Origin of the sequence: Enterobacter sp. UNJFSC 003, assembly GCF_036903355.1 — a bacterium.
Lineage (GTDB): Bacteria > Pseudomonadota > Gammaproteobacteria > Enterobacterales > Enterobacteriaceae > Enterobacter.
Genome location: NZ_JBAKHK010000081.1, coordinates 1 through 326, shown reverse-complemented (window position 1 = coordinate 326; position 326 = coordinate 1). Strand labels below are relative to the sequence as shown.

Here is a 326-nt window from a genome sequence, read left to right as displayed (position 1 = left end):
CAATAATCACCACCAGTACCGCCAGTTCAACCAGCGCCATCCGGCGGAACAGCAACGCACTACCTTCGCACTGCCAGCCCGGCACCAGCGACACCGGATTCAGCCATTTGCGCAGTTTCAGCACTGGCGCAAACGCCTGTTTCACCGGCATGGCAAAACCGTGAGCGGTAATCACCATTGATTTTTCGTGGTCGTAGCCGCACACCCAGGCCGCGCCGCGGGAACGCGATGGCAAACGATCGCCTTTGCAAATCGCCATAATGATGAATGGCAGCAGCGGGCAGGCAATCAGCAGCAACGTGATCATCGGTTGAGAAACGGTGGTG

1 pseudogene is annotated in these 326 nt (G+C 58.0%); it reads right to left on the bottom strand.

Annotated features, from left to right (window positions below):
• Nucleotides 1-326: pseudogene (locus V5P19_RS23185) on the bottom strand (formate hydrogenlyase subunit 3); the annotation flags it as partial.